The following is a 7087-nucleotide window of genomic DNA, read 5'->3' on the forward strand; positions in this document are numbered from 1 at the left end:
CCCCGCCGCTTGGCGGAGGCATCTGACGCTGTCGCTGAGCGTGGCGCGGAAGGTGGGGGGATCATTGCTGCCGCCGCGCCCCTTGAGCGCGGCGGACGGCGGGGCACTCAGCCCAGGTCGTTGCCGAGCGTCTTGAGCTTCTCGGGGCTGAGGGCCAGGTCGTCGTTCCGGTTGACCCCGATGCCCTGGTCGATGATGCTCCGGGCGATCTCCTGCGCCTCCTCCAGGGAGTGCATCACGTAGGTACCGCACTGATGCTCGTTGAGCTCGGGAATCTCCTCCATGCGCTCGACGTTCAGCACATCGTGCATGGCGGCCTGCCAAGCCTCTGCAACGCTCTGCTCGCTCGGGCTGCCCAGCAGGCTCATGTAGAAACCGGTGCGACAGCCCATGGGCGAGATATCGATGATCTCGACGCCGTCGCCGTTCAGGTGCTGGCGCATGAAGCCGGCAAACAGGTGCTCCAGGGTGTGAACCCCCTTCTCGCTCATCAGGTCCTCGTTGGGCTTGTTGAAGCGCAGGTCGAAGACGGTGATGGTATCGCCCGAGGGGGAGCGCATGGTCTTGGCGACGCGCACCGCGGGGGCGCTCATGATGGTGTGGTCCACGGTAAAGCTGTCGAGTAGGGGCATGTCGGCTCCTGCAGGTCATGGGGAAGGACGCGGCCGCCTGGGCCGTGCTCGATGCAGGCATGGTAGCTCGTTGCGTCGGCGGTTCGCCAACCCCAGCGGCTGGAAAAACGCCGGGCGGGGACTCGCATGAGATCATGACGTGAAGGCTTGGCATGGCACCATGGCGGCCCTGAGCACCGTGACGCCTGGCCTCGGAGAGATGATACCCCAGGAGGTCATCATGAGCGGCGAGATCCACCGCGACCATCCCCACCAGCATGGCCCGGATTGCGGCCCCGCGCCATCCGGTGCGGGGCCGCTTGCGTCGGCGCCTCAGTGGGTGGGTCGACGGTTCAGGCTGACGCGCCGTTCCTGATAGGCGATGGCCAGACCGCTGACGATGATCAGGCTGCCGCCGGCGAACACCCAGGGGTCCGGCATCTCGCCCCAGAAGCCCCAGCCCAGCAGGGTCGCCCACAGCAGCGCCGTGTAGTCGAAGGGCGCGGCGATGGCCGCCGGGGCGTAGCGGAAGGCCTGGGTCAGGCCCACCATGGCGCCGACGCCGAGCACGCCGGCGCCCAGGAAGCCCAGCCAGTGGATCGGCGCCGGCGTCTGCCAGACCCAGGGCAGGGTCAGGGAGGCGGCCAGGCAGGGCACCAGGGTGGTATAGAAGACCATGGCCCAGAGGTGCTCCCCCTCGCCGTAGCGGCGCGCCGTGATCATGGTCAGGGCATAGAACAGCGCCGCGGCGACCACCACCAGCATGGCGGGCTGGAAACCGGCGGCGCCGGGCCGCACCACCACCAGCACGCCGGCGAAACCGAGCAGCGTGGCCAGCCAGGTCGGACGGTCGACCCGCTCGCCGAGCAGCGGCACCGAGAGCAGCGTCACGAACAGCGGCGCGGCGAAGGCGATCGCCGTGGCGGTGGCCAGCGGCAGCAGCACCAGGCCCCACATGAAGGTGATCATGGTGGCGGTGAAGATCAGGCCGCGCAGCAGGTGCACGCCCGGGCGCCGCGTGCCGAGGGTGCGCAGGCCGCCGCTGACGCGCGCGATCAGCACGATCAGCGGCAGCGACACCAGGGTGCGGAAGAAGATGATCTGCAGCGGCGAATGCACCGCGCCCAGCCACTTGGTGACGGCATCGCCCAGCGCCAGGCACAGCACGCCGCCGCACATGAACAGGATGCCTTTCAGCGAGGATGTCATGCGCGGCCTCCCTGCGCAGAGTGAAGAAAAAATCACCCCGTCGGCGGGACCGACGGGGTGATGTCTCTACGCTAGGCGATTCGGGCGGTCGAGGCAACGCCGGGCGGCGTGCCGGCGGGAACGCCTCAGAGCGAGGCCTGCACCACCATGCAGTCCATGCCCTGGGACTGCAGGCGCTGGCAGGCGCTGCGGGCCTGGCTTTCGCCCAGATCGACCAGACGCGCCCGGTAGACGCCGGCGCTCTCCGCCCAGGGCACATCGACCCGAGCCTCGTCCAGCTCGGCGGCCAGCTGGTCGGCGGCGCGGTCGGCCAGGCGACGGGCGTGATCGGCGTCGCTGAAGGCGCCGACCTGCACGCCCCAGCGGCCGCCGGCCCGCTCGTCGCGGTCGATCAGTGCGGTCAGCGGATCCGCCTCGGCCGAGCCGCCGATGGCCGCGTCGGCGCTCGGCGCCGAGGCCACGATCGTCTCGTCCGGCGAGGGCGCGGCGGCTTCCTGCACCACCGGCCCCGGCGTGACGGCGCGGGCCGGCTCGCTGGCCGCCGGCGTCGGGGCCGGTTCGGGCGCTAGGGCGGCGGCCGACGTCGCGGCCGGCGCGGCAGTGTCGCGGCTCGCCAGCATCTGCCCGGCCGGCGGCAGGGTGCGGCCCGGCAGCGGCATCAGCCGCTCGGCGGCGATCTCGGTGCGCGCCAGCCAGCCGTGGCCGTCGGCCAGGGCGGCGCGGGCGAAGCCGCGATTCAGCAGGTCGGCCATGTGCTCATCGCGGGAGGCCGCGGTGAAGCCGCCCATCACCACCGAGAGCATGCGCCGGCCGTCGTGCACCGCCGAGGTGGCGACGTTGAAGCCGGAGGCGCGGATGAAGCCGGTCTTGAGGCCGTCGGCGCCCGGGTAGTTGGCCAGCAGGCGGTTGTGGCCGCGGTAGGTGTTGCCGCGCCAGGTGAAGTCCTGCAGCGAGAAGTAGTGATAGTACTGCGGGAAATCGAGCATCAGCCGACGCGCCAGCACGGCCATGTCGCGGGCGGTGGTGACCTGGGCGTCGTCCGGCAGGCCGGAGGCGTTGCGGAAGGTGGTACGGCCCATGCCGAGCTCGCGGGCGCGCTCGGTCATCATCCGCGCGAAGTGACGCTCGCTGCCGCCCAGCGCCTCGGCGATGACCACCGCCACGTCATTGGCCGAGCGCACCACCAGCGATTCGATGGCGGTCTCCACCGGAATGCTGTCGCCCGGCTTGAGGTAGAGCTTGGTGGCCGGCATGGCCGCGGCCGCCTGCGAGACCGGCAGCGGCTGCCCCAGGCTCATGCTGCGCCCCTCGATGGCCTCGAACAGCAGGTAGAGGGTCATCATCTTGGTCAGCGAGGCCGGGAAACGCGGCGCATCGGCGTTCTCGGCGTAGAGGATCTCGTGGGTATCGGCGTCGATGACGATCCCCGCGTAGCGGGGGTTCTCGGCCTGGGCGAGCGGTGCCAGCAGCAGGCTGACCATGACGAGGACGGCAAGCAGACTCGCTCGCCAGCCGGAAATCTGAGTCGGCAGCATCGGTGTTCCCCTGAAAAATGACGCGCTTTATAAGTGCATTATGACCTAGGGGCCTGCCCTGTACAGGACGAAACGCGGCCCGCGGCGCCATTTCCACTTTTCGTTGTCGGACATCCAGCCTCGTGCTTGAGCGCTTCGATGTCCACCTCGTCGATCTGCGCCGCGGCCAGGAAGCGTGCGGCATAGTCGCGCCACACGCCGCTGTCGAGCAGCAGGGCAAAGACATCGGGGTCCAGATGGCCGTCGCGGGCCATGCCGGCCAGGATCGACAGCGAGCGCGACAGCGTCAGGCCCGGCTTGTAGGGCCGGTCGGCGGCGGTCAGCGCCTCGAAGACATCGGCCACCGCCATGATGCGCTCCTCCAGGCTGGCCTCGGCCAGCACCAGTCGGCGCGGATAGCCCTGGCCGTCCATGCGTTCGTGATGGTTGCCGGCGATGGTCGGCACCCGCCGCAGGTGCGCCGGCCAGGGCAGCGACTCGAGCATCATGACGGTCTGGACGATGTGCTCCTGGATGCGGAAGCGCTCGATGTCGTTGAGCGTGCCGCGCGCCACCCGCAGGTTGTAGAGCTCGCCCTGGTCGCCGGCCACCTCCGGCGGCTGCATGGCGAAGCCCCAGCGGTTGCGCGGGTCGCCCTCGGCCACCGGCGGCGGCGCGACGGCCCAGTCGAGGCGATGCCGAGGGCGGTCGGCCAGCAGCCGCTCCTCGGCGGGGAGCGGGGCTTCGGGCTCGCGGGCCAATCGTGCGGCCTCCTCCTCGGACACGCCGAGCCGGTCGTCGAAGTGGCGCCACCAGCGCCAGTCGGCGATCGCCTCGAGCCGCGCCAGGCCGTCCGCATCGACCGCCTGGCCGCCGCGGTTGAGCTCGGCCACCCGCCGGAAGGCCTCCTGCAGCTCGGCCTGCCGGCGCCGGCGCGCCGCGGCCAGCGTGGGCTCGTCGCCGCCCTCGGCCAGCCCGCGCCAGTAGGCGACGTCGGCGTCGCGCCACAGCACCTCGAAGCGGGTGCGGATCTCGTGGATGCGGTTGTAGCGGGTCTCCAGCTTGGTGGCCTTCTCCATGACCTCGTCCGGCGTGGTCAGCTTGCCGCAGTCGTGCAGCCAGGCCGCCAGGTGGAAGGCGGTACGGCGCTCGTCGTCCAGCGTCTCGTCGGCGAAGGGGCCGGTGGTCATGCGATGGGCGCCCTCCAGCAGCATCTCGGCCAACTGCGGCACCCGCGAGCAGTGGCCGCCGGTATGCGCCGACTTGGCGTCGGTGGCGCCGGCGATCAGCTCGACGATGGCATCCAGCAGGCGCTTCTCGCCCTCCAGCAGTCGACGGGTCTCGATCGCCACCGCCGCCGCGCCGGAGAGCTCCTCGACGAAGCGCCGCCAGGAGCGGTCGCCGCCCTGCCCCGACTCGCGCAGCGCCAGCACCAGCAGCCCCATGCGATGGCCGCTGCGATTGCACAGCGGCTGCACCAGATAGCCGCTGGCCGCGGCCCGGCGCTCCAGCGCCGCCATGCCGCCCTCCTCGGGGGCCTTCAGGGTCAGGCACGCCGGCAGCGGATCGTCGGGATCGCCCTGGCCCCGCTCGGCCTCGCAGACGAAGCGGGTGGCGTCGTTTTCGTCCTCGAGGTAGATGGCGCCGTGACGACTGTCGGTGATGTTCAGCAGGTCCTCGAGCACGGTGGCGAGCAGCGTGTCCAGCCGCGGCTCGCGGCTCAGCGTGCGGGTCATGCGCTGGAAGCCCGCGATGCCCTCGGCCATGCCCGTCAGCGCGCCGCTCAGCTGCTGCACCTCGCGCACCGGCGAGCGCACACCCCGGCAGGCAGAGAAGTCGAAGTCGCCCAGCGCCCGGACCTGCTCGGCCAGGGCGTTCAGCGGGCGGCTGAGCCGATGCCCGACCCACACGCCCAGCGGCAGCAGCGCCAGGGCCAGCAGCACGGCCACCAGCGAACGCTGCCACAGCAGCTCTCGGGTGCCGGCGAGCAGCTCGCGCTCCGGCACCACCATCAGCAGCGTGGCCGGCTCCACGCCGGGGATGCGGAACGGCAGGCGCATGCCGAACCAGTCCTCGCCGCCGACCCGGAAGCTGGCGGAGGCGCCGAAGGCGTCGTCGCCGGAGGCCGCCTCGCCCGGGGCCGCGGCGCCCAGCGAGGCGCCCTCGTCCCGGGTCAGGTGGCCGAGCCGCCGCAGCACCGGGTCATCGAGTTCGTCCAGCGTCGCCAGCCGCGGCGATCCGCCAGGCGCGGCGAGCAGCGTCGCCACGTCGGGATGCGCCAGCAGCCGGCCATCGCGGGACACCACCGCCAGCCGGGTGCCGGGCGTGATGCCCAGCGCGTCCATTTCGCTGCCGAGATCGGCCAGCGAGGCATCCAGCCCCACCACCGACCGACCGTCGCGGCTGCGCCGGGCCAGGGTGATGCCGATCTCGCGGGTGGTGAACAAGGCATAGGGCTCGGTCAGCCAGGGGCCGCTGGCCGCCATCGCCCGCCGGTACCAGGGGCGCTCCCGTGGGTCGAAGGCGTCGCCCGGCTGGAGCCGCCGGCCGAGCAGGTTCAGGTCGCGATCGTAGAGCCGCCATTCGGCCTGGACCTTGCCGCCGGCATCGCGGTCGACCGCCTGCACCAGATACGCCGCCTCGTCGGCCTCGGGCACCTCGGGCAACCGCGCCTGCGGCACCCGCCCGGCCGGGCGCAGCAGCAGGAAGTCGCCGTCCTCGTAGCCCACGTAGACGGCGCTGGCCGCCGAGTGCACCTCCAGCGAGGCGGCCAGCAGCGGCAGATGGCGCAGGCGATCGACGAGCCGCTGGCGCGACGCCAGATCGTCCTGGGCCAGCAGCGCCACCACCACCCGGGCCGGGTCGATCAGCCGCCGCGCCCGCTCCTCGGTGGTCACGGCCAGCTGACGGCCGGTGTCCTCCACGGCGCGGACCATCATCTTGTCGGCACCGCGGACGCCGTGCCACAGCAGCACCCCGGCCACGATCAGCATCAGGCCGACGATCGACACGGCGGTCAGCGCGCGAAGGGAGAAGGAACGGCGCATGGGCGGCCTCGGCAGCGGCGAGTCGGGCGCCGACGAGGTGCCGGCGCTGCCTTTCAAGATACGCCAAGTCCGCCGAGGATGGCGGTACATTGCGGGAACGCCCTTCAATGTGGGGACAGGCGCCCGGTTCAGGCACCTGTCGAGTACGAACGGCGTTATACCCGGAGCCTGACGGGTGTCTAGAATACCCGGGGCGATTCAGCCATCTTGCACGGCGGAGGCAGAGTTCGTCGGTTTTCCTCCGGCGGGAAATTCCGCCGCGGGACGTGATGGCGGGGCTTGCCTGATGCAGGTGGCAGAACACGGCCAGATGTCGCCACGCAGAGAAGGGGGCCTCCGACCAAGGTCGCGGCGAGCTTGCAGGAGACGCAGCGCTCTTGGACAGGGCACCTCGTTGTTGCCGGGAGAGGCCACCCGGGCTGTCATCGACAGCACTTGCGAGATCCACGATAGGCCGGTGAGAGGCGAGCTCAAGACGGCCTGGTGTGTATCCATGCCCTACACTATTCCTCCCGGCCCAATGCATAAATGACAATGGGATAGCTATTCTCATCAACGCCATGTGACGTTCCCAACAATCTCCACCCTTCTTTCAAAAGCTCATTGACTTCCTTTAAAAGTGATGAGTGCTTAACTTCAACTATGCCAAAGTGCTCTGTTAACATACTTGGACCCCTACTGTCCGCTTGCCACATGTGCTTATTGA

5 protein-coding genes are annotated in these 7087 nt (G+C 70.6%); all 5 read right to left on the reverse strand.

Annotated elements, in window-relative coordinates; genetic code table 11:
* Nucleotides 1-107: 107 nt before the first annotated feature.
* Complete coding sequence (gene luxS / locus ACGTNF_RS15070) at nucleotides 108-632, reverse strand: S-ribosylhomocysteine lyase (RefSeq protein ID WP_394602374.1); 525 nt, start codon at nucleotides 630-632, stop codon at nucleotides 108-110.
* A 312-nt stretch (nucleotides 633-944) separates the two neighbouring features.
* Nucleotides 945-1820: a DMT family transporter gene (locus tag ACGTNF_RS15075; RefSeq protein WP_016854072.1), complete on the reverse strand. Its 876-nt coding sequence runs from the start codon at nucleotides 1818-1820 to the stop codon at nucleotides 945-947.
* Nucleotides 1821-1945: 125 nt separating this feature from the next.
* A complete protein-coding gene (locus ACGTNF_RS15080; RefSeq protein ID WP_394602375.1) occupies nucleotides 1946-3355 on the reverse strand; it encodes a serine hydrolase in 1410 nt (469 codons plus the stop codon).
* 38 nt (nucleotides 3356-3393) lie between these two features.
* Entirely contained in the window at nucleotides 3394-6381 is a 2988-nt protein-coding gene (locus tag ACGTNF_RS15085) for an HD domain-containing phosphohydrolase (protein WP_394602376.1), read from the reverse strand.
* 503 nt (nucleotides 6382-6884) lie between these two features.
* Nucleotides 6885-7087 (reverse strand): hypothetical protein (locus ACGTNF_RS15090; RefSeq protein WP_394602377.1); only part of this gene is annotated, 203 nt, incomplete at its 5' end.

Source organism: Halomonas sp. B23F22_10, from assembly GCF_043496975.1.
GTDB lineage: Bacteria > Pseudomonadota > Gammaproteobacteria > Pseudomonadales > Halomonadaceae > Halomonas > Halomonas smyrnensis.